The sequence below is a fragment of the Quyinboa mangrovi genome, assembly GCF_042219825.1.
Taxonomy (GTDB): Bacteria; Bacteroidota; Bacteroidia; order Bacteroidales; family UBA5342; genus JBHJHP01.
The window spans coordinates 1-1,403 of record NZ_JBHJHQ010000035.1 but is presented as its reverse complement, the minus strand read 5'-3'; the positions used below and the strand labels follow the sequence as shown (position 1 = coordinate 1,403).

The 1,403-nt window shown below is 33.3% G+C and carries 2 protein-coding genes; both read right to left on the bottom strand.

What is annotated here, in order from left to right:
* Positions 1–214: 214 nt before the first annotated feature.
* Entirely contained in the window at positions 215–877 is a 663-nt protein-coding gene (locus tag ACE1ET_RS20420) for a hypothetical protein (protein WP_375730279.1), read from the bottom strand.
* A gap of 4 nt (positions 878–881) precedes the next feature.
* Positions 882–1,403 (bottom strand): hypothetical protein (locus tag ACE1ET_RS20415; protein WP_375730278.1); only part of this gene is annotated, 522 nt, incomplete at its 5' end.

The window sequence follows — 1,403 nt, the reverse complement described above, 5'->3', positions numbered from 1 at the left end:
AAAACTAATTAAGATTAATATTATTTGAATCGTTTTTTTCATTATTTGCAGGGTGTCTGAAAATATTATGCACAACGTTCCCGCGGTATGGTGTCGTGGCAGTTTCTGTCCGATAGGATAGGAACTGTCAGGACGAAAGGTGCAGGCAGCGAACGTTGAATTATTTGGTTTAAAAGTACTGCCATGCACTATGACCGCGTGTTGTACGCAGTTATTATATTAATTTTATAGATTCTTTAAATTCAGCAAATTCTTTATCCGCTATCTGATTTTGAGAATAAGATTGATGGCAATTAAAATCATAATAAAATCCATTATGCTCTGTTTTTAATGTTTTGAGCTCAACTTTTAATGGATTTATTATGTCTACATGCTCAAATAAATATTCAGCGTCATATTCATAAAACTCACTCCCTGAAATTATGTAAGGTTCATAGCGTTTAACTACCTTAAAATCTTTGAGTATCATTGAAACTCCTAATTCTGACATTTCCATTACCTCTTTGAAATCAGAACATTCTAAATCTGCAAGTTCCTCTTTAGGAGTAATATTTAAAGTTATTGTTGGCGAGAATATTCCCTTATATTTTGGAATGTCATCTGGGAATTTAGTAGCTATACATATTGGGTCACCTAAATCTTCCCATACCTCGTCTTTCATTTCTTCATATCCATTTCCAAGAATCTGCTCATCTTTTAATTTCCCAAAATCTTTAACATTTAAATATCCCCATGAATCAGGTTTGTGAAATAAAATCCCAAGCTTTTTATTAATGTATACATTATCATTCGTTACTACGGCCTGAAGTGGATTTACCGAAATTCCTGCAAGGGCAATTCCAGCTAATTTTAAAAATTCTCTTCTGCCAATACCCATAAAATCAGTTTATAAATTTATGAATGATAGTATAACCAAATATAATGACAAATACAGCGACTAGAATTTTATTAATAATGATATCTAATCTATACTTTGGCAATTCATGTTTGGGATAATCAATATTCCAAAAACCTTGATTAGCAATAGTCAATAGGAATTTAGGAGTAATTGGAATTCTATTAACTCTTTTATTTGGTGATTTAAAAAACAATCCGCCAATGCTTAGCCCTTCTTCGTTAGCATGGAAATACCACAAATATGAATCCATCTTGATTTTATACTTTTCTGAGAATTCAACAATTAACTCATCAAAATCGTCACCAACAATTCCAAGCTCAAAAATATCAGAATCACTCTCCAATGAATCTAATCCTGTTTGCTCCTTAATAAATTTTAATATCTCGTCAATCCTAATCATGGTGTAACTCTGCCCACTAATAATTGCGTACAACGTTCCCGCGGTATGGTGTCGTGCGGTTGACTGTCCCACGAAGTGGAGACTGTCAAGCCGAGAACGACGCCA

What these genes read in the sequence shown, in the direction of transcription:
- ACE1ET_RS20420 (WP_375730279.1), bottom strand. Translation starts at nt 877, where the DNA reads ATGGGTATTGGCAGAAGAGAATTTTTAAAATTAGCTGGAATTGCCCTT.